Origin of the sequence: Streptomyces kaniharaensis, from assembly GCF_009569385.1 — a bacterium.
Classification (GTDB): domain Bacteria; phylum Actinomycetota; class Actinomycetes; order Streptomycetales; family Streptomycetaceae; genus Kitasatospora; species Kitasatospora kaniharaensis.
On sequence record NZ_WBOF01000001.1, the window covers coordinates 1,555,054 to 1,580,925 of the forward strand.

Sequence of the window (25,872 nt, forward strand, 5' to 3'; positions counted from 1 at the left end):
GGCTCCAACGGGCTGCGGAAACGGCCGGGCCCCGCTGGAGGAAGCTCCAGCGGGGCCCGGCTAGGGCATCAGGGCCGGCTCAGCGCTTGCCGCCCGGCTTGGCCGCGGACTTGGTCGCCAGGCGGGTGGCCGCCCAGTCCTTGGCGATCGCGATCGAGCTGGTCTGGGAGAGGCCGGCGGTGCGGGCCGCGTCCGCGATGTCGGAGGCCTCGATGTGGCCGTCACGGCCGGTCTTGGGCGTCAGCAGCCAGATCAGACCGCCCTCGGCCAGGTATTCCAGGGCGTCGACGAGGGCGTCGGTGAGGTCTCCGTCGTCGTCGCGGTGCCACAGCAGGACGGCGTCGGCGACGTCGTCGTAGTCCTCGTCGACGAGATCCGCCCCGATGATCTCCTCGATGCCTTCGCGGAGATCCTGGTCAGTGTCTTCGTCGTACCCCAGCTCCTGAATGATCTGGCCCTCTTCGAAGCCGAGACGGGCCGCCGGGTTGGACTTGTCCGCGGGGTCCGCGGTCGCGCTCACGGGAATAACCTCCAGTATTCGGCTCGGCGTCCATGCCGAGGCTGTGGCCGTAGTCCACACGGGCGCGGCGGTTCGCGCAAGTACCCGACCCCCGATCCCCTCCAAAGGTTGACGTGTCGCAGCGGGACACGCCGGTCGACGTGTCGGGAATCACATCGATTTGCCCTTCTCTGTGTGAGACAAGGATGCTTCGGGAGGTCCCGGCCGACAGGCCGCACTCATGCCCGAGATGCGAACGGCATTCGGGTCCGCGCGTCGCGCGGGCGTAGAGTCTCCTGTTGGCCCTCATCCCGGGCGCCCGCCATCGGGCGACGGGAAACCAGGTCGGACCACCTCTGTTCGTAACACCCGGGGGTGCGCGGCGCAGGCGACGAAGCCCGTGACCGCACACCGCCAGACCGTCCCGCCCACCAGGCGGAACGGTTACCGATCGGTAGAGATGACGGATCTCCGAGCGCGGTAGCACGATGGAGGCGGCGCGACACACCTCAGTTTCGACCGACAGTGAAGGAACAGCGTGGCTTCCGGATCCGATCGCAACCCGATCATCATTGGCGGCCTTCCGAGTCAGGTCCCGGACTTCGATCCCGAGGAGACCGCGGAATGGCTGGAGTCGCTTGACGCGGCCATCGACGAGCGGGGGCGCGAGCGTGCCCGCTACCTGATGCTCCGCCTGATCGAGCGCGCCCGCGAGAAGCGTGTCGCCGTGCCCGAGATGCGCAGCACGGACTACGTCAACACCATCGCCACCAAGGACGAGCCGTTCTTCCCCGGCAACGAGGAGATCGAGCGCAAGATCCTCAACGCGACCCGGTGGAACGCGGCCGTCATGGTCTCCCGGGCCCAGCGCCCCGGCATCGGCGTGGGCGGCCACATCGCCACCTTCGCCTCCTCCGCGTCGCTGTACGACGTCGGCTTCAACTACTTCTTCCGTGGCAAGGACGCCGAGGGCGAGTCCGGCGACCAGATCTTCTTCCAGGGCCACGCCTCCCCGGGCATCTACGCCCGCGCGTTCCTGCTGGACCGACTCACCGAGCAGCAGCTCGACGCCTTCCGCCAGGAGAAGTCGAAGGCTCCGTACGGCCTCTCCAGCTACCCGCACCCGCGGCTGATGCCGGACTTCTGGGAGTTCCCGACCGTCTCGATGGGCCTCGGCCCGCTCGGCGCGATCTACCAGGCCCGGATGAACCGCTACCTGGAGCACCGCGGCATCAAGGACACCTCCGACTCGCAGGTGTACGCCTTCCTCGGCGACGGCGAGATGGACGAGCCCGAGTCGCTCGGCCAGCTGTCGCTGGCCGCCCGCGAGGGCCTGGACAACCTGACCTTCGTGGTCAACTGCAACCTGCAGCGCCTGGACGGCCCGGTCCGCGGCAACGGCAAGATCATCCAGGAGCTGGAGTCCCAGTTCCGGGGCGCCGGCTGGAACGTGATCAAGCTGGTCTGGGACCGTTCCTGGGACCCGCTGCTCGCCCAGGACCGCGACGGCGTCCTGGTGAACAAGCTGAACACCACGGTGGACGGCCAGTTCCAGACCTACGCCACCGAGACCGGTGCGTACATCCGCGAGCACTTCTTCGGCGGCGACCTGCGCCTGCGCGCCATGGTCGAGAACATGACCGACCAGCAGATCCAGCACCTGGGTCGCGGCGGCCACGACCACAAGAAGATCTACGCGGCGTTCAAGGCGGCCCGCGAGCACAAGGGCCAGCCGACGGTCATCCTCGCCCAGACCGTGAAGGGCTGGACGCTGGGCCCCAACTTCGAGGGCCGCAACGCCACCCACCAGATGAAGAAGCTGACGGTCGAGGACCTGAAGCGCTTCCGCGACCGGCTGCACCTGCCGATCACCGACAAGCAGCTCGAAGAGGGCTACCCGCCCTACTACCACCCGGGCCGCAACTCGGAAGAGATCCAGTACATGCACGACCGCCGCCAGGAGCTCGGCGGCTACGTGCCGACCCGCAAGGTGCGCCCGCGCAAGCTGGAGCTGCCCGGCGACGACGCGTACAAGGCGGTCAAGAAGGGGTCCGGCAACCAGACCATCGCCACCACCATGGCGTTCGTCCGGCTGCTCAAGGACCTCATGCGGGACAAGGGCATCGGCAACCGCTTCGTGCCGATCGCGCCCGACGAGTACCGCACCTTCGGCATGGACTCGCTCTTCCCGTCGGCGAAGATCTACAACCCGCTCGGCCAGACCTACGAGTCGGTCGACCGTGATCTGCTCCTCGCCTACAAGGAGTCGCCGAAGGGCCAGATGCTGCACGACGGCATCTCCGAGGCCGGCTGCACCGCCTCGCTGATCGCCGCCGGCTCGGCCTACGCCACCCACGGCGAGCCGCTGATCCCCGTGTACGTCTTCTACTCGATGTTCGGGTTCCAGCGCACCGGCGACCAGTTCTGGCAGATGGCCGACCAGCTGGCCCGCGGCTTCGTCCTCGGTGCCACCGCCGGTCGCACCACGCTGACCGGTGAGGGCCTGCAGCACGCCGACGGCCACTCGCACCTGCTGGCCTCGACCAACCCCGGCGTCGTCGCGTACGACCCGGCGTACGGCTTCGAGATCGCGCACATCGTCCAGGACGGTCTGCGCCGGATGTACGGCTCCAGCGCCGAGCACCCGAACGGCGAGGACGTGTTCTACTACCTCACCGTCTACAACGAGCCGATCAAGATGCCGGCCGAGCCCGAGAACGTGGACGTCGAGGGCATCCTCAAGGGTCTGCACAAGTACGCCCCGGGCACCGCCGGCCAGATCCCGGCCCAGATCCTCGCCTCCGGCGTGGCCGTGCCGTGGGCCCTGGAGGCCCAGCGCATCCTCGCCGAGGAGTGGAACGTCAAGGCCGACGTCTGGTCCGCGACCTCCTGGAACGAGCTGCGCCGCGACGCGGTGGAGGCCGAGGAGTTCAACCTGCTGCACCCCGAGGAGCAGCAGCGCGTCCCGTACGTCACCCAGAAGCTCCAGGGCGCCGAGGGCCCGGTCGTCGCCGTGTCCGACTGGATGCGCGCGGTGCCGGACCAGATCGCCCGCTGGGTGCCGGGCCAGTACCAGTCGCTGGGTGCCGACGGCTTCGGCTTCGCCGACACCCGCGGCGCGGCCCGTCGCTTCTTCCACATCGACGCGCAGTCGGTCGTCCTGGCGGTGCTCACCGAGCTCTCCAAGCAGGGCAAGATCGACCGCAGCGCCCTGAAGGACGCGATCGACCGCTACCGGCTGCTCGACGTGGCGGCGGCCGACCCGGGCGCCGCCGGCGGCGACGCCTGACAGCCCGCACATGGCGCAGCCCGCGCCTAGCGAACGGCCGGACCTCCTCGGGAGGTCCGGCCGTTCGGCATTGTGCGGCCCGCGCCGTCACTTCACCGTGAAGGTGTTCAGGACGGTGTTGAAGCGCTGCTGGGTGGTCGTCCAGTCCTCCTGCGCCGGCGCGGACATGTAGATCGCGTACTCGGTGCCGTTCGGGGCGATGAAGGCCTGGTCGATCGCGTGCCGGGGGCCACGCTGGTCGGTGAAGGTGAACTCCCACACGGCGCCGTCACGGCCCTGGTAGACGTTCGCCTGGAGCGTGATCCGCTGGTAGTCGCGGGACTGGCCGACGGTCTGCTCCAGTTGCAAAAAGTGCTGCTCTGAGGACTGCGTCGCGCCCGGGGTGACGCCGAAGCGGAGCAGGTGGACGCCGCCGTCGGGCGAGTAGTCGATCTGCCCGCCGTGCTCGGCCCGTGTCCAGCCCTGCGGGACGGCCACCAGGAATCCGGCCGGGTCGTCGACCCAGCGGTAGCCGGCGGGGGCCGGGGGCAGGGCGGGCGCTGGAGTGGCCGGGGCGGGAGTGGCGGGCGCGGGGGTGGCCGGCGCCGTGACCGTGGCCGTGGCCGTGACGGTTGGCGTGGGCGCCGCGGTGGGAGTGGGGGTGGGCGTGGGGGTCGGCGCGGACGGGACCGATGCCGACGGCGAGGCGGCCGGGGCGACGGCCGGGGTCGCGGGCCCGCTGGAGGTGCTGTTGACCACCGCGTAGGTCACACCGCCCACCAGCAGCAGTGCCAGTGCGCTCCCCGCAATCGCCAGCACCCGGCGCCGCCGACGGCCGCGGTCGTCGTCCGGGCCCGGCCGCTCGGCCGGTGCCGGCGGGCCGGGATACCCGCCGGGCGGGCTCGGCGGGCCGGTCGGCATGGGCGCCACGGGCGGGCCGTACCCGGGCACCAGGGGGCCCGCGGCCGGTGGCGGGCCCACCGGTGCGCCCGCGGCCGGCGGAGGCGTGGCCCGGCCGGGTATCGGCGTCGACGGGGTCGCCTGCGTCCGGGTGTAGTCGGGCGCGGGCCCCTCCGGCGGCAGGTGCGGAAGGGTACCGCTCGTTCTGCCGCCGGCCACCTCGCGCAGCATGCGCACGGCCTCGACCGCGTCCGGCCGTGCGGACGGGTCCTTGCGTAACAGCGCCTCCAGGACGGGGGTCAGGACGCCCGCGTTGCGCGGGTCGGGCAGCGGGTCGGCGATGACCGCCTGCAGCGTGCTCATGGTGGTGGTGCGGTGGAACGGCGACTGCCCCTCCAGGGCCGCGTACAGCGTGGCGCCCAGCGACCACAGGTCCGACTCCGGCCCCGCCCGGTGGCCGAGGATCCGCTCGGGGGCGACGTAGTCGGGGGAGCCGACGATGTCGCCGGTCCTGGTCAGGCTGGGCGAGCCGATCATGATCGCGATGCCGAAGTCGGTCAGCACCACCCGGCCGCCGCGTTCCAGCAGCACGTTGGCGGGCTTGACGTCCCGGTGCAGGACGCCGTGCCGGTGCGCCTGGTCCAGCGCGGCCGCCACCTGCTCGCCGACCCGGGCCGCGTCCCGGGGCAGCAGGGTGCCCTCCTCGGCGATGACGTCGGCGAGCGAGCGGCCGTCGATCAGCTCCATGACGATCCACGGCCGGCCGTCCTGCTCCAGCACGTCGTGGACGGTGATCACACCCGGGTGCCTGACCTGGGCGGCCGCCCTGGCCTCCTGGAGCATCCGCGAGTGCAGGGTGGGCAGCTCGCTCTCCGGCACACCGCTGACGGTCAGTTCCTTCACCGCGACCTGGCGCCCGAGCTTGAGGTCCTGGGCCACCCACACCGTGCCCATGCCGCCGCGACCGATCAGCTCGCCGAGCCGGTAGCGTCCGGCGATCACCCGGGGTTCCTCCGCCGGCGGCGGGCCGGGTGCCGTGTCGTCGTGAGAGCCCATGGCGTTCCCGCAATCCTGTGCGACCTCTTCCAGCACACGCTGATGGATGGTCCCGGTCAAACCGAGGGCCGATCGAGGACGTGCGGCGGCCCCGGACTCCGCCGGTGTCCGGGGCCGCCGGTTCAGGGCGGGTTCAGGGCTGGTTCAGAAAGATCAGATGTGGACGGCCGGGCCCGCGTCGGTGGTGCCGCGGCGGGTCAGCAGGCCGAGCAGGGCGGCGCCGAAGGCCACCACGGAGGCGACCGCGAAGGCGAGCGACATGCCGCTGACGAAGGAGTCGTGCACCGCGCCGGCCATCGCGTCCACCACCTGCTGCGGGGTGCCGGGCGGGGCCGGCGGCGCGATGCCGAGCTGGGCGGCCTGCCTGAGGCCCTCGGCCTGCGGGCCCTCGACCGGCGGCAGACCGGCCTCGGCCCAGTTGCCGGGCAGCACGTCGGAGACCTTGGCGGCCATCAGCGCGCCCAGCACGGCGGTACCGAGGCTGCCGCCGACCTGCATCGCGGACTGTTGGAGACCGCCGGCCACCCCGGACAGCTCCAGCGGGGCGTTGCCGACGATGACCTCGGTGGCGCCGACCATGACCGGGCTGATGCCGAGGCCCATCAGAACGAACCAGAGCGACATCACGCCGGTGCCGGAGCCGGTGTCCAGGGTGGACATGCCGAACATCGCGGCGGTGGTGATCAGCATGCCGGCCACGATCGGGATCCGCGGGCCGAGCTTGCCGATCGCGATCCCGGCGACCGGCGAGCCGACGATCATCATGCCGGTCATCGGCAGCAGGTGGACGCCGGCCGAGACCGGCGACATCCCGTGCACGTTCTGCAGGTAGAAGGTCACGAAGAAGATCGCGCCGAAGAACGCGAAGGCCATCAGCACCATGAGCAGGGTGCCCGCCGACAGCGGCAGCGAACGGAACAGGCCGAGCGGGATCAGCGGCTCCCGGGCCTTGCCCTGCCAGAGCGCGAACAGCACCATCAGGACCACCGCGCCGCCGAGGAACAGCAGCGTGGACGGATCCCCCCAGCCCCACTCGGGGGCCTTGATGATGCCGAAGACGAGGGCGAACATCGCCACCGAGAGCAGCGCGATGCCGAGCAGGTCGAAGGACTTGGCGGCGTTCTCGGCCCGGACGTCCTTGAGCACCAGCAGGCCCAGGACGAGCGCGATCAGGCCGACCGGGACGTTGATGAAGAAGACCGACTCCCAGCTGACGTGCTCGACCAGCAGACCGCCGACGATCGGGCCCGCCGCCGTGGAGGCGCCGATCACGCCGCCCCAGATGCCGATCGCCATGTTCAGCCGCTCGGCCGGGAACGCCCCGCGCAGCAGGCCGAGCGCGGCCGGCTGGAGCAGCGCGCCGAACAGGCCCTGGAGGACCCGGAAGGCGATCACGGTCCGGATGTCGCCGGCGAAGCCGATCGCCGCGGAGGTGGCGGCGAAGCCGACCGCGCCGACCAGGAACGCCGTCTTGTGGCCGAACCGGTCGCCGATCTTTCCGGCGGTGATCAGGAAGACCGCCAGCGCCAGCAGGTAGCCGCTGGTCACCCACTGGATCTCGGAGGGCGCGGCGTGCAGCTTCTCCTGGATCACCGGGTTGGCGATCGCGACGATCGTCCCGTCCAGGGCGACCATCATCACACCGACCGCGACGGTCAGCAGAGTCAGCCAGGGGTGCCCCTTGATCCCACCCCCCGGCGGTGCCGTGCGCTGCGGCGGGACGTCCGCCTTGGCGTTGTCGACGACGGACTGGCTCATCTGGGCCCTCCGGGGGCGTGTGCAGCGAACAGGCGTGGGCGTGGCGCCCCGGCCCTCCCGTCCCCACGAGTTGCCCGGCCCGGCGGGCGCCACTGCGGGAGATTATGTCAGACACTGACATTCGGCAAACACTGACTTCTGGCCGGTACTGACATTTGTCAGGCCGATAAGGTTGCACTCCACCCACCCGCAGCGCCCGGAAGGCCCCGACCATGGCCGCTCACGCCACCAACCCCGCCGCCCCGACCGGCCCGGTGCCGATCACGCCCCTGGAGCGGACGCCCGGGCTGCGCGAGCGCAAGAAGCAGCAGACCCGCGACGCCCTGGTCCAGGCCGCCCACACGCTCTTCCTCAGTCAGGGCTTCGCCGGCACGACCGTCGACGAGATCGCCACCGCCGTCGACGTCTCCCAGCGCACCTTCTTCCGCTACTTCGCCAACAAGGACGAGGTCGCGCTCGCCGTCATGGCCGACGCCGAGGACTACTTCATCGAGTGCCTGCGCCGCCGCCCGGCCGACGAATCCCCGCTCCAGGCCCTGCGCGCCGCGATCGTCCAGTCCTGGCGCGACCTCGGGAACGCGAAGACCTCCGGGCCGGGCACGGTCACCAGCGCCCTGGAACTCATGCGGATGATCGAGGAGGCGCCCACCCTGCTCGCCGCCCACCTGCGCCGGGTCACCGAGCAGGAGCGGATCGTCGTCCGGGTGCTCGCCGAACGCGAGGGACTGGACCCGGCCGAGGACCTGCGCCCCGCCGTGCTCGCCGCCGTCTTCGGTAGCGTGCTGCGCGCCGCCCACCTGTCCTGGACCGCCGACCAGGAGCCCGACGGTCCGGAGGGCATGATCGCCCTGATCGAGCGCCACTTCGACCAGCTCGGCCCGGCCCTGGCCGGCCACTGGCGCGGCACCCCCGCGTAGCACCGGGCGCGCCGTCGCGCTGGTCCTCCAACCCTCGCCGATCCCCACCGTGCGGCTGCCGGTGGCGACGATCGCTTCCCCGGGGCTGACGGCCGGCCCCGCTTCCGCTGTTCGGAGCCGTCCTGGTGGCGATCGGGTGGTTCGCCCGACGGTTCGACGGGCCCTCAACACCCGCTCCCGCACCCACAGGACGGCGGCCGGCGCCAGGCGGCACTGTTCGGTGCGTATGCGCCGGAAGCGGTGTGACCTGCGCCGGAAGGGGAGGCAAGGACGGGGCGTGGGCCGATCGGTCCACGCCCCTTCGGCCGTTCCGGCGCAGGTCCGCACCGCCGGGTCCACCCGCATGCGAACCACCACGCACTGTGATGTCCTGTGACGGTCGGCGACCAAATCGCCGTGGCCGCGCACGCCCATGGCCGCCCGTCGTCCGCATTCGCCGGCCTCTCCCGAACGCCTCTTCCTCTCCCGAACGTCCCTTCCCGAGGAGTTTCATGTCCCTGCCCCCATCGGGCCCGATGCCCCGGTCACGGTCCTTACGCCGGTCCGCCGCCACGGCCGCCGCACTGGTCTGCGCGGTCACCGCCGGCACCCTGCTCGGCGTCGCGGGCCCGGCCGCCGCCCACGGCGGGCCCGCCGAACCGGGTCAGACCGACCTCACCCCGCACGTCACCTCTCCCCGGGTGATGGCCGAGATGCGGGACGACGAGATCGCGACGCTCGGCCCGGAGCACGCCGAGGAGCACGCCCGGATGCGCGCCGCCATCCGCGGCATCGGCGACTACCCGCAGACCACCCGCACCAACCGGCTGAACGCGCTGACGGACTCCCAGGCCGCCCACAACGCCGCCTTCGACGCGGCGACCTTCGGCGTGTTCAACGACTACTTCCCGTCCCCCGACTTCGGCGACCACGTCGCACTGCTGCCGACCGGCAAGGTCCTGCTGTTCTCCTTCGAACGCATCGAGACCAACCCGGAGAAGGAACCCGCCCCCACCCAGACCACCGGCGCGGAGAACGCCGGCCGGGCCTTCCTCTGGGACCCGGCCAAGGGCACCGGCCCGGGTGCCTTCAAGCAGGTCACCCCGCCGACCGTCGACATGCCGGACGGCCTCGGCCAGCCCCGCCCGGCGCCGTTCTTCTGCTCCGGCCACTCCTTCCTGCCCAACGGCATGCTCGGCGTCTTCGGCGGCAACCTCGGTGGCAACGGCGGCACCGGCGCCAAGCTCTCGCTGATCTTCGACCCGTGGTCCGAGACCTGGACGAGGAACCCCGACATGTCCGTCGGCCGCTGGTACCCCTCCGTGGTGACCGGTGCCGACGGCCGGCAGCTGATCATGTCCGGCCAGTCCGAACTCGGCTGGGGCACCCCGACCCCGGTGGTCGAACGGTTCCCCGCCAAGGGCTTCCCGGTGCCCACGGCCAGGACCGACACCCCCACCAACACCCCGGTGGACCGGCTCAGGTCGGACGCCCCGTTCACCCTGGACTACCCGCACCTGTTCTCGCTCAACGACGGCAACGTCTACGGCTTCGGCCGCCAGGCCAACGAGCAGTGGAAGTTCGACCCGGTCACCGAGTCCCGCAGTGACCTGACACCCCGCCCGGACGGCCGCAAACGCAACTACGGCTCCGCCGTCATGCTGCCCGGCGGCGTCAACGGCCCGGACTCCGCGCTGATCCTCGGCGGCGACCGCGACAACCCGAGCACCCTGCGCTTCTCCAACGGCAGTTGGACGGCCGAGAAGTCCCGCGCCTTCGGCCGCACCCAGGACGACACCATCCTGCTGCCCAACGGCGGGCTGATGACCGTCAACGGGGCGTACGACATCCGCGACTACGGCAACGGCCCGTACAACCCCAACGCCGACCTCAAGTACCGCCAGATCGAGCTGCGCGACGACCAGGGCAACTGGAAGCTCGGCCCGGTCCAGCGGCTGCCGCGCGGCTACCACTCCAACGCCGTGGTCCTGCCCGACGGACGCGTCATGGTGACCGGCGACGAGCTCCAGCAGCTCGCCAACAACCCGGACATCGACGGCACGGTGAGCGGCATCCCCGGCACGACCGGCCCCGTCACCATGAACGGCACCATCGAGATCTACGAGCCCGCCTACCTGCACCAGGGCGCCCGGCCCACGCTGAACAACGTGCCGACGGCACCGGTCGTCTACAACCGCATGTTCACTGTCACCACCTCGACCCCGACCCTCGCCTCGAAGGCCGTCCTGCTGGCGCCGACCACCTCGACCCACTCGGTGAACACCAGCCAGCGCCACATCGACCTGCGGATCACCAGCCGGGCCGGCAACCGGCTGCAGCTCCAGGCCCCGCCGGACGCCAAGGCCGCGCCGCCCGGCTGGTACATGCTCTTCCTGCTCAACGACCAGGGCGTGCCCAGCGTCGCGCAGTGGGTCCAGCTCAACTCCCAGTCCTGAAAGCCCCATCCAGAAAGGAATCCACCCATGGCATCGGATCTGAGACTGCGCGAGAGCGACGAGATCCAGGGCGACATCCTCGCCGGCTTCAAGAAGGACAACGTCACGCTGCTGTTCCTCAAGTTCGAGGACGCCGCCCGGGCCCGCGACTGGCTGCGCGCACTGACCCCGCGGATCTCCACCACCCGCCAGGTCGCCGCGTTCAACGACGCGTTCAGCGAGGCCAGGCGCTCCTCCGGCGGCGACGACCCCAAGACGCTGACCGCCACCTGGCTCGGCATCAGCTTCACCTACGACGGCATGCGGATGCTCTCCACCACCGACCCGTTCCCGACGCCCCCGCCGGTCGGCACCGGCCTGGAGGCGTTCAAGGAGGGCGCGGCGAAGCGGGCCGGCGCGCTCGGCGACACCGGCGACAACTCCCCGGAGAACTGGCTCTTCGGCAACGGCAAGAACCAGCCGGTCCACGCCATCCTGAAGATCTCCGCCGACACCGAGCGCGACCTGAGCGCGGAGGTCGAGGCCCAGCGGATCGCCGCCGCCGAGGCCCGGGTCCTCACCGTCTTCCAGCAGAACGCCCAGACCCTGCAGGGCTCCCGCCGCGGCAAGGAGCACTTCGGGTTCAAGGACGGCATCAGCGAGCCCGGCGTGCGGTTCTTCGACCGGCCGAGCCAGGACAACGAGGAGGAGGTGGCCGGCCACCCGGGCACCCGGATCATCCCGGCCGGCGAGTTCGTCTGCGGCGAGGAGCCGGCGCCGGGCAGCTTCACCGACTACCCCGAGTGGGCACTGGGCGGCTCCTTCCAGGTGGTCCGCCGGCTCGCCCAGGACGTCCCCGCCTGGTGGGCGCAGGTCTCGGTCAAGCTGCAGGAGCTCAAGCAGGCCAAGGCCGTCCCGGACAGCGCCACCGCCGAGTGGCTGGCCGCCCGGATGGTCGGCCGCTGGCGCTCCGGCGCCCCGGTCTGCAAGCACCCGGACCGGGACACCCCGAACGACCCCGTGTCCTCCTCGGACAACGACTTCGACTTCCGGGACGACCCGGAGGGCCTGGCCACCCCGCTCTGGTCGCACCTGCGCAAGACCAGCCCGCGCGCCGGGCTCCAGCCGAACCCCAGCACGCCGCCGCTCCCCGCCAAGGACCTCGACGGCCGCCGGATCATGCGCCGCGGCACCCCGTACGGGGCCCCGTTCGACCCGGCCTCGGAGGGCCCGGGCGGTCCCGACGACCCGCGCGGCCTGCTGTTCATCTGCTACCAGGCGGACATCCAGCGGCAGTTCGAGTTCATCCAGGCCGACTGGATGGACCAGCCGAACTTCCCGCCCGGCCGCAAGACGGACACGACCCCGCCCGGACACGCGGGGCCGGTGCCCGTGCCCGGCAAGGACCCGGTCACCCAGGAGGCAATCGACGTCGACTACGAGAGCCGGGACCAGAGCGGCCTGATCAGGCACACCCCGCTGAGCTTCGCGCAGTTCGTGCGGACCACCGGCTCGGTGTACGCCTTCATGCCGTCCATCAGCACCCTCAGGGCGCTCTCCGAGGGGCGGCTCACCGGCGGCTCGTCCGGGCAGACCCAGATCCCCGGGGGCGGCGGCCAGCAGCCCAAGCCGCAGCCGGTGAAGGCGTACCCGTGCGACGAGTACCTCGCCGTCCCGGACCAGCAGCGCCGCAACGGGCAGAGCCAGTACTGGGCGTTCCACGGCGACCGGTGCCGGCTGATCTCGGTGGCCGACGGGTCCGCCCACACCGACCGCAAGGTCGAGGACGACACCTGGCTGACCACCTGGTCCTGCCTGCAGGGCATCGGACGGATCGACTGCATCCTGCCGATGCCGGACCTGCAGAACCCGGGCGGCAAGAGCTGGTACTGGGTGTTCCACAGCACCGCCGGCCACCAGCAGTACCGGGCCGTCTCGATCACCTGCGGCGGCAACGGCAGCCACACCACCGCGCTGGAGCGCCCGGACCGCGACCTCACCGCCTGGGGCTCGCTCAGCGGCGTCGGCCAGGTGGACTGCTGGCTGCCGGTGCCCGACCAGCAGCGGGTCGGCGGCAAGAGCTGGTACTGGGTGTTCCACACCACCGGCGGCCGCCAGCAGTACCGGCTGGTCTCGATCGCGGACGGCCCCGCGCACACCGACGTGCGCGAGCGCACCGACCGCGAACTCTCCCCGTGGGGCTCGCTGAACGGCCTGAACCGCGTCGACTGCTTCCTGGCCGTCCCGGACTGCCAGCGGGTCGGCGGCAGGAGCGACTACTGGGTGTTCTCCGGCCAGAACTACCGCCGGATCTCGATCGCCGACGGCGGCAACCACCCGGACCAGCTGGTCTTCGGTGACCGTTCCTGCGACGCCTGGGCCTCGCTGTCCTGACCGGCCCCACACGCCCCCGGTGCGCCTCGGCGCGCACCGGGGCGCGTTGTCGGTGTCGTGCAATAGCCTGCCGCCATGGTGACGTTCGACGAGTTCCGCGCGATGGCCCTCGCCCTCCCGGAGGCCGCGCAGGAGCCGACCTGGGAGATCGAGACGCTGCGCGTGCGGGCCAAGATCTTCGCGATGGGCTCCCCCGAGGGCGAGAGCGTCACCGTCAAGGCGAGCCCGGAGGACCAGGCCGAGCTGCTGGCCGCCGAGCCCGAGGTGTTCTCCTCGGCGCCGTACGTCGGACGGCACGGCTGGGTGAGCGTCCGGCTGGACCTGGTCGACCCGGAGGAGCTGCGCGACCTGGTCATCGAGGCCTGGCGGCGCACCGCCCCCAAGCGGCTCGTCAAGGAGTTCGACGCGCGAGCCACACCCTGACTCCGCGAGGACACCCGCGGTTCATGTGACCCATCCCACAGTTTGGGCGGGCCCGTCACCCTTCCGTGACCTCTAGGCTTGCGCAGGGAAGTTGGCAGTCTCACACCCTCCGGGCCCCGCCCAGGAATTGGTGACGGGCCCCTAGGGAGTTGGTGCGGTGCACAACCGTCGGCGCTGGAAGCGGGTACTGATCGGGGCGTTCGCGGGTTGTGCCGTGCTCGCCGACGCCGGCGCCTCGGCCGCCGCGGCAGCGGCCTCCACCGAACAGCTCGCGATCTCCACGCCCCCGGCCGGCAGCGCCGCCTGGGTCCAAGACCACTCCTTCGGCCGCGGCCTGCCCGACCCGGCCACCACCACGCCGGCCGCCGCCGCTGAGTTCTTCGCCTCGCTGGCCCCCACCGAGCTCGACCGGCTGATCCAGGACTACCCGCTGGTCGTCGGCAACTACGACGGCGCCCCGCTCGACCTGCGCTACCGCGCCAACAAGATCGCCCTGGCCCAGGAACGCGACCGCGCCCGGGCCCGCGCCGCCGACCACAAGCTCGACTCCGACACCCGCGCGCTGGCCGTCTCCCGCGCCAACGACGTCGAGCACCTGCTCGCCCCCGACCGCCAGATCCTCGCCTTCGACCCGCGCGGCCGCGGCCTGGTCACCGAGGTCTGGGGCGACCTCGCCGACGCCGAGCGGATCTCCGTCGTCGTCCCCGGCTCGGACGCCGACCTCGGCCACTTCGACCAGGCCGCCGACCCGCTGCGCGGCCCGGCCGGCATGGCCCGCGCCCTGCACGCCGAGCAGCGCAAGCAGGCGCCGGGCACCCGCACCGCGGTGATCGCCTGGACCGGCTACGTCACCCCGTCCGGCCTCGGCCCGGACGCGGTCACCTCCCGGCTCGCCGACATCGCCGCCCCTCGGCTCCAGCGGCTGCTCGCCGGGCTCAAGGAGACCACCCGCCCGGACGCGCCGCCGTCGCTGCTCTGCCACTCGTACGGGTCGGTGGTCTGCGGCGACGTCGCCCCCGAGATCCCGCGCGCCGCGGCCTCGCCGTCCGACACCTCCGGCCTCACGGACATGATGGTGTTCGGCAGCCCCGGCATGGGTGTGCAGAGCACCAGCGAGCTCGGCACCGGCGTGCACGTCTGGGCCACCCGCAACCCCAGCGACTGGATCGCCAACGTCCCGTACCTGGAGGTCGGCGGACTCGGCCACGGCGCCGACCCGACCGCGGCCGGCTTCGGCGCCGAGCAGATCTCCTCGGCCCGCGCGGCCGGCCACACCGGCTACTTCGCCACGGGCACCGACAGCCTGCACAACTTCGCGGCGATCTCGCTCGGCCACTACCAGGACGTCGTCCGGCCCGCCGCCAACTCCTAAGGCCGGCGTCGAACTAGTCCCTGCCCTGGTCCTGGTAGAGCCGTAGGGCGTCCGCCGCCGCCCTGGCCAGCTCGCGGCGGGCCGGGGGCGGGGCCAGCACCTCGACGTCCGAGCCGAAGGCGAGCAGCGAGCGCACGGCCGCCGGGGACGAGAAGGCCATCGCCACCTCGACCCACTCCTCGGCCGGCCCGGCGGCCCCCTCCGGCGGCGCGGTGACCCTGCCGCCGTGGATGCGGACGAACATGTCCAGCCGTCCGCGCCGGACCCGCACTCGCACCGGCAGCTCCTTCGGCACCCGCTCCACCTGCTCGCGCAGCACCGCCCACACGTCGCCGAGCCCCAGGCCGGGGCGACGGCGCACCGGCTCCTCGGACGTCTCCGCGAGCAGCACCCGGTCGGCCCGGAACAGCCGGGGCTCGCCGTTCAGATCGGCCACCAGGTACCAGACCGCGGCCTTGCTCACCAGCCCGTACGGGTCGACGGTGTACTCGACCGGCGCCGGCGTGCCGCTGTGCCGGTAGCGCAGTCGCAGCCGCCGGTCGGCGAACACGGCGTACTGCAGCTCGCCCAGGTCCGGGCCGGGTGCGGCGCCGCTCTGCATCCAGCGCGCCGGGTCGACCAGCACGCGCTCGCTGATCCGCTCGGCGGCCGGGCGGTGCGGGGCCGGCAGCGCGGCCATCACCTTGCGCAGCGCCGAGCCGAGTGCGCCGTCCAGCCCGAGGTCGCTGTGCGCGCCCTGCGCGGAGAGGACGAACAGCGCGCGGGCCTCGTCCGCGGTCAGGCCGCTGACGTCGGTGCGGTAGCCGGGCAGCAGGCCGATGCCGCCGTGCCGGCCGCGTTCGGTGAACACCGGCACGCCGGCGGAGGACAGCGACTCCACGTCGCGGTAGATGGTGCGGACGGACACCTCCAGGCGCTCGGCCAGTTCGGTGGCGGGCACCCGGCCGCGGGTCTGGAGCAGCAGCAGGATCGAGAGCAGGCGGTCGGCCTTCATGGCGGAAAGAATCGCAGAAATCCTGACGGCACTTGTCAGGTTTTACTGGGAGATTGCTCTCCGAGGCCGAAAACCCGTCCGACGTAAGGGAGCTGACCCCGCATGACCGCCCACCAGGACCCCCGCCCGCAGTACTTCCGCGCACTCGACCAGCTGGAGAAGCTCGTCGCCGAGATCACCCCGGACCTGCTGGACCGGCCCACCCCGTGCGAGGAGTTCACCCTCCGCCAGCTGCTGGGCCACATAGTCGGCGGGATCCACCGGCTGGCGTACATGGGCGAGGGCGGCCGGGCGGAGGACGTCGTCGCGGCCACCGGCGTCCTGCCGGACGACGCCTGGCCGGCCGCGCTGCAGCGGGCCCGCGCCCGGGTCGAGGCGGCCTGGGCGGACGACGCCAAGCTGAACCGCCCGACCTTCGCGCCCTGGGGCGAGGTGCCCGGCGCGGCCGCGGTCGGCGGCTACGTGATGGAGGCGGTCACCCACTCCTGGGACGTCGCCCAGGCGCTCGGCACCGGCTTCCCGCTGGACGACGCGCTCGCGCACACCGCGCTGGCGATCGCCGAGATGGTGCTGCCGGCCGAGCGCCGCGGCGGGGAGGTCCCGTTCGCCGAGGTCCGGCTGGTCGCCGCGGACGCCGACGTCCACACCCGCCTGGCCGCCTGGCTCGGCCGCGCCGTCTGAGCCGGCAGGGCCCCGGGAAGCGGCGATCGATGCCCGGGGCCCGTCCGGACTACTCGCGCCCGACCTGGGTGAAGGCCATGTTCGGGTAGCGGTCCCCCGCCACCCGGCCTGCCACCGGCTCCAGCAGGGCCAGCTCCTCCGCGGTGAGCTCCACCGTCGCGGCCGCGGTGTTCTCCGCGAGCCGGCCACGCTTGCGGGTGCCGGGGATCGGCACGACGGTGAGCCCGTGCACCTGCGCCCGCTGGTGCACCCAGGCCAGCGCGACCTGCGCGAGGGTCACCCCGCGGGCCGTCGCGATCCGCCGGATCGGCTCCAGCAGCCCGCCGTTGGCCGCGGCGTTGTCGCCGGTGAAGCGCGGCTGGGTGCGCCGGACGTCGTCCGCCTCGAGCTGCTCGGCGGCCTGGAACGCGCCGGTCAGGAAGCCCCGCCCGAGCGGCGAGTACGGCACGAACGCGACGCCCAGCTCGGCCGCGGCCGGCACCGCGGAGCGCTCGACGTCCCGGGCGAACACCGACCACTCGGACTGCACGGCCGCGATCGGGTGGACCGCGTGCGCCTCGCGCAGCTCGGCCCCGGTCACCTCGGAGAGCCCGAGGTGACGGACCTTGCCGGCCTGCACCAACTCGGCCATGGCACCGGCCGATTCGGCCAGCGGCACGGCCGGGTCGCGGCGGTGCATGTAGTAGAGGTCGATCACGTCCACGCCGAGCCGGCGCAGCGAGGCGTCGACGGCGGCACGGATGTACGCCGGGTCGTTGTTGATGCCGCGGTGGTTCGGGTCGTCCTCCCTGCGCTCTATAGCGAACTTGGTGGCGAGCACCACGCGGTCGCGGTTGGCGCTGACGAAGGGGCCTATCAGTTCCTCGTTGCGGCCGAAGCCGTAGATGTCCGCGGTGTCGAACAGGGTGACCCCGGTCTCCAGGGCGGCGTCCAGGGTGGCGAGCGCCTCGTCCGTGTCGGTCGGGCCGTAGAACTCGCTCATGCCCATGCAGCCGAGGCCCTGGACGCCCACGAGGGGGCCGTCGGTGCCGAGTCGGGCGGTGGGGAAGGTGGGGTGGCTCATGCGCTCTGCTCCTCCTCTGCTCGGTGCTGGCAAGGGGCCGGTGCGCCGCCGCGGTCGGCGATCCTCCCGGCATAGAGATCGATCTTGTAGTCGAGGACCGCGAGGGTGGCCTGGAGGTCGACGATCCGCTGCCGGACCTCCTCGCGCTGGGCCTCCAGCAGCTGCCGCCGCCCCTCGTAGGTCTCCTCGCCCCGGCGGGCCATGTTCACGTACTTGAGCATGTCGGCCACGGTCATGCCGGTGAGCCGCAGCCGGCCGAGGAAGGCCAGCCGGTGCAGGTCGGCGTCGCAGTAGCGGCGCTGGCCGCTCGCGGAGCGGTCGACGGGGTCGAGCAGGCCGATCCGCTCGTACCAGCGCAGGGTGTGGGCGGTCAGGCCGCTGGCCGCGGAGACCTCGCTGATGGTGTGACGCGGCGTCGGATCCGCGTCTCCGAGCGGCCGGTTGAACACCTCGGCACAGCTGCGCAGGTCGGCGTGGACGGGTGCGAGCGTCGCCATGATCGATTCCCCCCGGTGATGTGTGATGGCCATGACGCTACCGAGTTGGAGTGCACTCCAGGCAAGCCTCCCGTCCGGGTGGTCCCGCCACCCGGATTTCGGCCCGACTAGAGTCGGGCCCATGGAGAGCTTGCGGATGATCGACAACTGGCCCGTGTCCCACGCCGCGGTGGCGGTGGTCCGGGGGGCGGACGGCGCGGTGCTGGGCGCGCACGGGCCGCAGCAGCACCTCTTCCCGCTGGCGTCGGTGACCAAGCTGCTCACCTCGTACGCCGCGCTGGTCGCGGTAGAGGAGGGCGTCTTCGAGCTGGACGACCCGGCCGGGCCGCCCGGTTCGACCGTCCGCCACCTGCTCGCGCACACCTCCGGCCTGGGCTTCGACGAGGACCGGGTGTTCGCCGAGCCGGGCAACCGCCGCCTCTACTCCAACGCGGGCTTCGACGCACTGGCCCGCGCCCTCGGCGAGGCCGCCGGGATCGAGTTCTCCCGGTACGTCTCCGAGGCGGTGTTCGAGCCGCTGGGCATGCACGACACCCTGATCAACACCGCGCACAGGTCCCCGGCCGGCGCCGGCGGCCTGTCCACCGTCGCCGACCTCACCAGGTTCGCGGCCGAGCTGCAGTCCCCCAAGCTGCTCGACCCGTCCACCGTCCGGCAGGCCACCCGCGAGGTCGCCTTCCCCGGTACCAACGGCGTGCTGCCCGGCTTCGGCCACCGCCGCCCGAACGACTGGGGCCTCGGCTTCGAGATCCGCGACGGCAAGGCGCCGCACTGGACCGGCAGCGCCAACTCCCCCGCCACCTTCGGCCACTTCGGCCAGTCCGGCACCTTCCTGTGGGTCGACCCGCAGGCCGGGGTGGCCTGCATCGCGCTCACCGACCGGGACTTCGGCCCGTGGGCCGCCGAGGCCTGGCCGGCCCTCTCGGACGCGGTGCTCGCCGACCTGGGGTAAGGCCTCAGCCGTACGAGACCGGCGAGTGCATCTCCCACAGCAGGAGTTCGGCGCCGGTCTCGCCGGCCGTCGGGTCGGCGAACGCGTCCCCGGTGATCCGCACGCTGTCCCCGGGGACCATCGACCGGCCCGCGCCCTTCGGCCCGGGAATCGTCCGGTAGCCCAGCGTGCCGGCCGTCAGATGCGCGTACCGCCAGGCGGCGACGGGCAGTTGGGGCAGCGGCTGCCACGGCCCGGCGGTCGCCAGCCAGAGCGCGGCGTCGCTGCGGCGCAGCCGCAGGGCGTCCGTCCCGGCGTCGCGCTCCAGCCCGGAGGCGAGCAGCGTCAACCCGCCGCCCGCCGGTTCCACCCTGCGCAGCCCGTACGCCGGGGGCGCGTCGAGGACGTCCGGCTGGAGCCACATCTGGACGAACCGGACCGGGCCGGTGGCGCCGCCGACGTTGCGCTCGGTGTGGCTGACGCCGGAGCCGGCGCTGAGGTGCTGGATCATCCCCGGGCGGACCACCCCGCCGTGGCCGCAGGAGTCCCGGTGGGCCAGCGCGCCCTCCAGCACCCAGGTGAGGATCTCGGTGTCCCGGTGCCTGTGCTCGTCGAACCCAGCACCGGGGGCGAGGAGTTCCTCGTTGCACGCGAGCAGCGCGCCGAAGTGGGTGTTCTTCGGGTCGTAGTGGCCCGAGAAGGAGAACGCGTGTCTCGTCTCGACGCCCTCGGCCGGGGTGGAGAGGTGGCGCTCGGCGGTGCGGCGGAGGTCCGCGCGGGGGCGGGCGGGGGCGTCGGTCACGGGCCCCACGGTAGCCGGTGTGACCGGAGCCACCACGGCGCTTCGCCGGGGTGTGTGCACGAGCAGTCACTCACGTGAGGCAGTCTTGTCTTGTGCCAGCCCCTTCCGCAGACGCCAAGAGCGATCCCACAGAGAATCCCGAGAACAAGGGCAAGCCCGAGCAGGACGGGAAGAGCCCGGCCCCCGGAGCGGGCCGCGACCGTCCCGGACGCTCGGCGCCGCGCCTGACCGCGCAGGAGCGCAGAATCGCCGCCGAGCGGGCCGAGCGGCGGGCCGCCACGCTCAAGCGGCTGGAGAAGTCCTCGGGCAAGCTGGCCACCGCCGCGATCGCGCGGATGGACGACCAGCTCGGCTGGTACCGGCGGATGCCGCCGGAGCACCGGTCCTGGATCGGACTGGTCGCCCAGGCCGGTATCGCCGCCTTCACCGAGTGGTACCGCCACCCCGACGCGGCCCAGGCGATCTCCACCGACGTCTTCGGCACCGCGCCGCGCGAGCTGACCCGGGCGATCACGCTGCGCCAGACCGTCGAGCTGATCCGCACCACGATCGAGGTGATGGAGGAGGCCATCGAGGAGGTGGCCGCCCCCGGCGACGAGGCGGACATGCGCGAGTCCGTACTGGTCTACGCCCGCGAGATCGCCTTCGCCACCGCCCAGGTCTACGCCCAGGCCGCCGAGGCGCGCGGCGCCTGGGACGCCCGGCTGGAGGCGCTGGTCGTCAACTCGCTGCTCTCCGGCGACGCGGACGAGGGAGTGCTCTCGCGGGCCGCGGCGCTCGGCTGGGGCCAGCCGAGCCAGGTCCGGGTGGTGATGGGCAGCGCCCCGGACGGAGACAGCGAGCTGGTCGTCGAGGCGATCCGCCGGGCCGCCCGGTACGCCAAGCTGCACGTGCTGACCGGAGTGCTGGGCAAGCGCCTGGTGGTCGTGGTCGGCGGCGACAAGGAGCCGGTGCACGCCGCCCGGGCGCTGATCGGCCAGTTCGCGCCCGGTCCGGTGGTGGTCGGCCCGACCGTGCCGGACCTGCTCTCGGCGACCCGCTCGGCGCACGCCGCCGCGGCCGGCCTGCGGGCCTGCGCCGCCTGGCCGGACGCTCCCCGCCCGGTGCTGGCCGACGACCTGCTGCCCGAGCGCGCCCTCGCCGGCGACCAGGCGGCCCGCCGCCAGCTGGTGGAGGAGATCTACACACCGCTCGACGAGGCCGGCTCGGCCCTGCTGGAGACGCTGAGTGTCTACCTGGAGCAGGCCTCCTCGCTGGAGGGTGCCGCCCGGATGCTCTTCGTCCACCCCAACACGGTGCGCTACCGGCTCCGACGTGTGACCGACGTCACGGGCTACGCGCCCTCTGACGTTCGTTCGGCGTTCACGCTGCGGATCGCCCTGGCGCTCGGCCGACTGACGGCGGTCGGTGAGCAGGGTTGACCAGGATGTAGGGAACTTACAATCCCGGATGGTTTTCTTCGTTACCGTCGCCTACCCGCCCCTGGGCGCCTGGCGAGAGAGGGTTGAACCGTGCTCGTAATCGTCGCCCCTGGACAGGGTGCTCAGACCCCCGGTTTCCTCAGCCCCTGGCTGGAGCTCGACGGTGTCGCCGACCGCCTGCGTGGCTGGTCGGAGGTCGCCGGGCTCGACCTGCTGCACGCCGGTACCGAGGCGTCCGCCGAGGAGATCAAGGACACCGCCGTCGCCCAGCCGCTGCTGGTCGCGGCCGGTCTGGTCACCGCCCGCGCGCTCTTCCCCGACGAGGATGCCGCCCGCACGCTGGTCGGCGCCGTGGCCGGCCACAGCGTCGGTGAGATCACCGCCGCGGCCGGTGCCGGAGTGCTCAGCGCCCACGACGCGCTGGCCTTCGTCCGGGAGCGCAGCCGCGCGATGGCCGAGGCCGCCGCCGTCACCGAGACCGGCATGACCGCCGTCCTCGGCGGCGACCCGGAGGCCGTCGCGGCGAAGCTGGCCGAGCACGGCCTGACCCCGGCCAACAACAACGGCGGCGGCCAGATCGTCGCCGCCGGCACGCTTGCCCAGCTGGAGGCGCTGAAGGCGGACCCGCCGACCGGCGCACGGCTGATCCCGCTGAAGGTGGCGGGCGCCTTCCACACCGAGCACATGGCCCCGGGCGTCGAGCGGCTGGCCAAGCTGACCCCGACGCTGACCGTGGCCGACCCGCAGGTGCGCTACGTGTCCAACCAGGACGGCGGCGTGGTCTCCTCGGGCGCCGAGGTGCTGAGCCGTCTGGTGTCGCAGGTCTCCAACCCGGTCCGCTGGGACCTGTGCATGGAGACACTGGACAAGCTGGGCGCGACCGCCGTCATCGAGCTCGCCCCCGCGGGCACGCTCACCGGGCTGGTCAAGCGCAACCTCAAGGGTGTGGCGACGCTTGCCCTCAAGACCCCCGCCGACCTGGACAAGGCCCGCGAGCTCGTCGCGGAACACGGCGGAAAGGACCAGGAGACCAAGGCATGAGCAAGCCGCAGATCCGTCCGGCCACCGGGGCCCGGTTCTCGCGCATCCTCGGGGTGGGCGGCTACCGCCCGGTCCGGGTGATCCCCAACGCCGAGGTGCTGGAGTGGATCGACTCCTCGGACGAGTGGATCCGCACCCGCAGCGGCATCGCCGAGCGGCGCTGGGCGGGCCCGGAGGAGACCGTCGCGGAGATGTCGGTGCAGGCCGCCGGCAAGGCCATCGCGCAGGCCGGGATCGCCCCCGACCAGATCGGCGGCGTGATCGTCGCGACCGTCTCGCACCTCAAGCAGACCCCCGCGATCGCCACCGAGATCGCCCAGCGGCTGGGCTGCGGCACCGCCCCGGCCTTCGACATCTCGGCCGCCTGCGCCGGCTTCGGCTACGGCCTGGGCCTGGCCGACGGCATGATCCGAGGCGGCAACGCCGAGTACGTGCTGGTGATCGGCGTCGAGCGGCTCAGCGACCTGACCGACCAGTCGGACCGCTCGACCGCGTTCATCTTCGGCGACGGCGCCGGCGCCGCGATCGTCGGCCCGTCCGACACGCCCGGCATCGGCAAGGTGATCTGGGGCTCGGACGGCTCCCACAAGGACGTCATCTCGCAGACGCAGGCCTGGGACACCGCCTTCGCCAAGCCCGACGCGGTCAACGGGCCGGGCGAGGACCCGGAGCAGGGTGCCAAGTGGCCGGCGCTTCGGATGGAGGGTCAGACCGTCTTCCGCTGGGCGGTCTGGGAGATGGCCAAGGTGGCCCAGCAGGCGCTGGACGCCGCCGGGATCACCGCCGACCAGCTCGGCGCCTTCATCCCGCACCAGGCCAACATGCGCATCACCGACGCCATGATCAAGGCCCTGAAGCTGCCGGACTCGGTGCCGGTCGCCCGCGACATCTCCGAGACCGGCAACACCTCCGCCGCCTCCATCCCGCTGGCGATGGAGCGCATGCTGGAGAGCGGCGAGGCCCGCAGTGGCGACCTCGCGCTGATCATCGGGTTCGGGGCGGGTCTCGTGTACGCCGCGGCAGTCGTTACGCTCCCCTAGGCGCGTTTCGCCCCACTCATCCACAAGCCCGCGTCCGTCCGCCGGTCGGATGCGTTCAACACCGAAGAGGAGCAGCCAGTATGGCTATGGACAAGGCCGAGGTCCTGGAAGGTCTCGCTGAGATCGTCAACGAGATCGCCGGCATCCCGACCGAGGACGTCGAGCTCGACAAGTCGTTCACCGACGACCTGGACGTCGACTCGCTCTCCATGGTCGAGGTCGTCGTGGCCGCCGAGGAGCGCTTCGACGTCAAGATCCCGGACGACGAGGTCAAGAACCTGAAGACCGTCGGCGACGCGGTGGACTACATCATCGCCAACGCCTGAGCGATCAGCTCAACCATCGGCCCGGCTCCTGCGAGCCGGCCGAATCTCCGGCCGGGACGCCCCACCGGGCGCCCGGCCGGGCCCACCCCCCGGCTCGCCGCCGACCCCCGCACCAACGTGAGAGAAGAAGAGACCAGTGACCGCTGAAAACCGTACCGTGGTCGTCACGGGTATCGGCGCCTTCACGCCGCTGGGCGGCGACGCCGCCACCACCTGGGAGAACCTGATCGCCGGGCGCTCCGGAGTGGCGGCCCTGACCGAGGAGTGGGCCGAGGACCTGCCCGTCAAGATCGCCGCGCGCACCGCGGTCGACCCGGGCGAGATCCTGCCCCGCCCGCTGGCCCGCCGGCTGGACCGCTCCGCGCAGTTCGCGCTGATCGCCGCCCGCGAGGCCTGGGCCGACGCCGGTTACGAGACGCCGGCCACCGACGAGTCCTCCAAGCTCGCCCCCGAGCGCCTCGGCGCCGTCATCGCCTCCGGCATCGGCGGCGTGACCACCCTCCTCGACCAGTACGACGTGCTGAAGGAGAAGGGCGCCCGCAAGGTCTCCCCGCACACCGTCCCGATGCTGATGCCCAACTCCCCGGCGGCCAACGTCGGTCTGGAGGTCGGCGCCCGCGCGGGTGTGCACACCCCCGTCTCCGCCTGTGCCTCCGGCGCCGAGGCGATCGGCTACGCGATCGAGATGATCCGCAGCGGCCGCGCCGACGTCGTGGTGGCCGGCGGCACCGAGGCCGCGGTCCACCCGCTGCCGATCGCCGCGTTCGCCAACATGATGGCGATGTCCAAGAACAACGACGAGCCCGAGCGCGCCTCGCGCCCGTACGACAAGGGCCGCGACGGCTTCGTGCTGGGCGAGGGCGCCGGCGTGGTCGTGCTGGAGTCGGTCGAGCACGCCGAGGCCCGCGGGGCCCGGATCTACTGCGAGGCCGTGGGTCAGGGCCTGTCCTCGGACGCCCACCACATCGCCCAGCCGGAGCCGACCGGCGCCGGGGTGGCCCGCGCACTGGCCGACCTGTTCGACCGCAACACCCTCGACAAGGCCGAGATCGTGCACGTCAACGCGCACGCCACCTCGACCCCGCAGGGTGACACCGCCGAGCTGAAGGCGCTGCGCAAGGAGCTCGGCGAGCACCTGGACCACATCGCCATCTCGGCCACCAAGTCGATGACCGGTCACCTGCTGGGCGGCGCCGGCGGTATCGAGACCGTCGCCACCGTGCTGGCGCTGTACCACCGGGTCGCTCCGCCGACCATCAACGTCGAGGACCTGGACGACGACGTGGACGCGGACATCGTGCGCGGCGAGGCCCGCACGCTGCCCGAGGGCCGGATCGCGGCGCTGAACAACTCGTTCGGCTTCGGCGGCCACAACGTGGTGCTGGCCTTCCGCACCCACTGATCGGATCGCACGAAAGGGGCCGGCGCTCTTCGCGAGCGCCGGCCCCTTCTCGTTCGTTCTTCAGACCACCTGGTGCAGCCAGCGCACCGGTGCGCCCTCGCCGGCGTAGCGGAACGGCTCCAGTTCGTCGTCCCAGGGCTTGCCGAGCAGGCGGCAGAGCTCGGTCTCCAGGTCGGCGCCCTCGCTGCGGGCGCGCAGCAGGACGGCGCGCAGCCGGTCCTCGGGGATCAGGATGTCCCCGTGGATGCCCGTGACGGCGTGGAAGATACCGAGCGAGGGCGTGCTGCTGTAGCGCTCGCCCTCCGCCGTGGCGCAGGGCTCGCTGGTGACCTCGTACCGCATCAACTGCCAGCCGCGCAGCGCGGAGGCGAGCTTCGAGGCCGTGCCGGGCTCGCCCTGCCAGGAGAACTCGGCACGCCAGTGCCCGGGCGCGGCCGGCTGCCGGATCCAGTCCAGGTTCACCCGCACACCGAGCACCCCCGCGACGGCCCACTCGACGTGCGGGCACAGCGCGCGGGGCGCGGAGTGGATGTAGAGAACTCCACGTGTCGTCACCGGGACCTCCAGGCTGTGGACGAGGGTCGCCTTCCCCAGCTGCCTCGTGCCTGCAGTAGATCCACGGTTACCCACGTTAACCGACATTAAGCTACTAAATTGAGCAAAACGGACAGGC

General features: G+C 72.3%; 21 protein-coding genes. 13 read left to right on the top strand and 8 right to left on the bottom strand.

The features are described 5' to 3' along the window. Window positions 1–79: 79 nt before the first annotated feature. Window positions 80–520, bottom strand: coding sequence for a DUF3052 domain-containing protein (locus F7Q99_RS07125; protein ID WP_326846366.1), 441 nt, complete (start codon window positions 518–520; stop codon window positions 80–82). Window positions 521–1,037: 517 nt separating this feature from the next. Between F7Q99_RS07125 and aceE the strand changes: the two genes are divergently transcribed. Continuing rightward, complete coding sequence (gene aceE, locus F7Q99_RS07130; RefSeq protein WP_326846367.1) at window positions 1,038–3,788, top strand: pyruvate dehydrogenase (acetyl-transferring), homodimeric type; 2,751 nt, start codon at window positions 1,038–1,040, stop codon at window positions 3,786–3,788. An 87-nt stretch (window positions 3,789–3,875) separates the two neighbouring features. On the opposite strand, the gene F7Q99_RS07135 is transcribed toward aceE, so the two are convergent. Next, on the bottom strand, window positions 3,876–5,723 hold the full coding sequence (locus tag F7Q99_RS07135) for a serine/threonine-protein kinase (RefSeq protein WP_153460544.1): 1,848 nt from the start codon (window positions 5,721–5,723) through the stop codon (window positions 3,876–3,878). Between the two features lie 153 nt (window positions 5,724–5,876). Continuing rightward, window positions 5,877–7,481: an MFS transporter gene (locus F7Q99_RS07140; protein ID WP_153460545.1), complete on the bottom strand. Its 1,605-nt coding sequence runs from the start codon at window positions 7,479–7,481 to the stop codon at window positions 5,877–5,879. Window positions 7,482–7,693: 212 nt separating this feature from the next. Here F7Q99_RS07140 and F7Q99_RS07145 point away from each other — a divergent pair, with 212 nt between their 5' ends. From F7Q99_RS07145 to F7Q99_RS07165, 5 genes are all read left to right on the top strand, one after another. Then, a complete protein-coding gene (locus F7Q99_RS07145) occupies window positions 7,694–8,398 on the top strand; it encodes a TetR/AcrR family transcriptional regulator (RefSeq protein WP_153460546.1) in 705 nt (234 codons plus the stop codon). Window positions 8,399–8,889: 491 nt separating this feature from the next. Further along, window positions 8,890–10,833 (top strand): glyoxal oxidase, encoded by a 1,944-nt coding sequence (locus F7Q99_RS07150; protein ID WP_230210169.1) that lies wholly within the window; start codon window positions 8,890–8,892, stop codon window positions 10,831–10,833. 27 nt (window positions 10,834–10,860) lie between these two features. Further along, window positions 10,861–13,206, top strand: coding sequence for a Dyp-type peroxidase (locus F7Q99_RS07155; RefSeq protein ID WP_230210170.1), 2,346 nt, complete (start codon window positions 10,861–10,863; stop codon window positions 13,204–13,206). Between the two features lie 75 nt (window positions 13,207–13,281). Next, window positions 13,282–13,629, top strand: coding sequence for an MmcQ/YjbR family DNA-binding protein (locus F7Q99_RS07160; RefSeq protein ID WP_153460547.1), 348 nt, complete (start codon window positions 13,282–13,284; stop codon window positions 13,627–13,629). Between the two features lie 157 nt (window positions 13,630–13,786). Next, window positions 13,787–15,001, top strand: a complete 1,215-nt coding sequence (locus F7Q99_RS07165) for an alpha/beta hydrolase (protein WP_326846368.1) — start codon at window positions 13,787–13,789, stop codon at window positions 14,999–15,001. 13 nt (window positions 15,002–15,014) lie between these two features. Here F7Q99_RS07165 and F7Q99_RS07170 read toward each other — a convergent pair whose 3' ends face one another. After that, window positions 15,015–15,995: a helix-turn-helix transcriptional regulator gene (locus F7Q99_RS07170; RefSeq protein WP_153460548.1), complete on the bottom strand. Its 981-nt coding sequence runs from the start codon at window positions 15,993–15,995 to the stop codon at window positions 15,015–15,017. Window positions 15,996–16,097: 102 nt separating this feature from the next. Between F7Q99_RS07170 and F7Q99_RS07175 the strand changes: the two genes are divergently transcribed. Continuing rightward, the gene (locus tag F7Q99_RS07175; protein WP_153460549.1) at window positions 16,098–16,676 is read left to right on the top strand and encodes a TIGR03086 family metal-binding protein; all 579 of its coding nucleotides are present in this window, start codon (window positions 16,098–16,100) and stop codon (window positions 16,674–16,676) included. A gap of 49 nt (window positions 16,677–16,725) precedes the next feature. On the opposite strand, the gene F7Q99_RS07180 is transcribed toward F7Q99_RS07175, so the two are convergent. Then, a complete protein-coding gene (locus F7Q99_RS07180; protein ID WP_153460550.1) occupies window positions 16,726–17,739 on the bottom strand; it encodes an aldo/keto reductase in 1,014 nt (337 codons plus the stop codon). Further along, window positions 17,736–18,236: a MerR family transcriptional regulator gene (locus tag F7Q99_RS07185; RefSeq protein WP_153460551.1), complete on the bottom strand. Its 501-nt coding sequence runs from the start codon at window positions 18,234–18,236 to the stop codon at window positions 17,736–17,738. The genes F7Q99_RS07180 and F7Q99_RS07185 overlap by 4 nt, the downstream gene beginning before the upstream one ends. Before the next feature lie 121 nt (window positions 18,237–18,357). Between F7Q99_RS07185 and F7Q99_RS07190 the strand changes: the two genes are divergently transcribed. Further along, the gene (locus F7Q99_RS07190; RefSeq protein ID WP_153460552.1) at window positions 18,358–19,188 is read left to right on the top strand and encodes a serine hydrolase domain-containing protein; all 831 of its coding nucleotides are present in this window, start codon (window positions 18,358–18,360) and stop codon (window positions 19,186–19,188) included. A 4-nt stretch (window positions 19,189–19,192) separates the two neighbouring features. Here F7Q99_RS07190 and F7Q99_RS07195 read toward each other — a convergent pair whose 3' ends face one another. Next, window positions 19,193–19,969, bottom strand: coding sequence for a pirin family protein (locus F7Q99_RS07195; RefSeq protein WP_195911006.1), 777 nt, complete (start codon window positions 19,967–19,969; stop codon window positions 19,193–19,195). A 224-nt stretch (window positions 19,970–20,193) separates the two neighbouring features. Here F7Q99_RS07195 and F7Q99_RS07200 point away from each other — a divergent pair, with 224 nt between their 5' ends. From F7Q99_RS07200 to fabF, 5 genes are all read left to right on the top strand, one after another. Next, window positions 20,194–21,390 carry a PucR family transcriptional regulator gene (locus tag F7Q99_RS07200; RefSeq protein WP_153465904.1) on the top strand — a complete coding sequence of 399 codons (1,197 nt, stop codon included), beginning with the start codon at window positions 20,194–20,196 and terminating at the stop codon, window positions 21,388–21,390. Window positions 21,391–21,480: 90 nt separating this feature from the next. Further along, window positions 21,481–22,431: an ACP S-malonyltransferase gene (locus tag F7Q99_RS07205; protein WP_326846369.1), complete on the top strand. Its 951-nt coding sequence runs from the start codon at window positions 21,481–21,483 to the stop codon at window positions 22,429–22,431. Then, window positions 22,428–23,471, top strand: a complete 1,044-nt coding sequence (locus F7Q99_RS07210) for a beta-ketoacyl-ACP synthase III (RefSeq protein ID WP_153460554.1) — start codon at window positions 22,428–22,430, stop codon at window positions 23,469–23,471. The genes F7Q99_RS07205 and F7Q99_RS07210 overlap by 4 nt, the downstream gene beginning before the upstream one ends. A gap of 80 nt (window positions 23,472–23,551) precedes the next feature. Next, window positions 23,552–23,797 carry an acyl carrier protein gene (locus tag F7Q99_RS07215; RefSeq protein ID WP_153460555.1) on the top strand — a complete coding sequence of 82 codons (246 nt, stop codon included), beginning with the start codon at window positions 23,552–23,554 and terminating at the stop codon, window positions 23,795–23,797. Between the two features lie 136 nt (window positions 23,798–23,933). Further along, window positions 23,934–25,199, top strand: coding sequence for a beta-ketoacyl-ACP synthase II (fabF, locus tag F7Q99_RS07220; protein ID WP_326846370.1), 1,266 nt, complete (start codon window positions 23,934–23,936; stop codon window positions 25,197–25,199). Between the two features lie 60 nt (window positions 25,200–25,259). Here the strand turns inward: fabF and F7Q99_RS07225 are convergent, their stop codons facing one another. Further along, entirely contained in the window at window positions 25,260–25,754 is a 495-nt protein-coding gene (locus tag F7Q99_RS07225) for a DUF3145 domain-containing protein (RefSeq protein ID WP_326846371.1), read from the bottom strand. Window positions 25,755–25,872: the final 118 nt, after the last annotated feature.